This is a genomic window from Staphylococcus pasteuri (assembly GCF_030547725.1).
Classification (GTDB): domain Bacteria; phylum Bacillota; class Bacilli; order Staphylococcales; family Staphylococcaceae; genus Staphylococcus; species Staphylococcus pasteuri.
The window spans coordinates 1-269 of the sequence record NZ_JAUOQO010000364.1; the positions used below are offsets into that span (position 1 = coordinate 1).

The following is a 269-nucleotide window of genomic DNA, read 5'->3' on the forward strand; positions in this document are numbered from 1 at the left end:
GCCAAGCATTGGCAATATAGCTGGCATTCTGAATGGTTCGCCCATTCATATAGCGGTGATGCGCGCACAGCACATCTCTAAACTGGCCTATGCGCCGTTGTTTTAGGCTACTTTCTTTGGACGGCCCTACTCGAATGGCCAGGTCGATATCTTTAGCAAATAGATCCAAATGCAGATCACTTGCCACTAACTCTGGCTCTAGTAAAGGATGCGCCTTTAATAGCGCTGCAATTGCCGGTGTTACTAAGCTTTCCATGAGTGCATTAGGT

The 269-nt window shown here is 47.6% G+C and carries 1 protein-coding gene; it reads right to left on the minus strand.

Features of this window, described 5'->3' with window-relative positions:
• A partial coding sequence (locus Q4528_RS14005; RefSeq protein ID WP_303522203.1) for a LysR substrate-binding domain-containing protein occupies positions 1–256 on the minus strand: 256 nt, incomplete at its 3' end.
• Between the last annotated feature and the right edge of the window lie 13 nt (positions 257–269).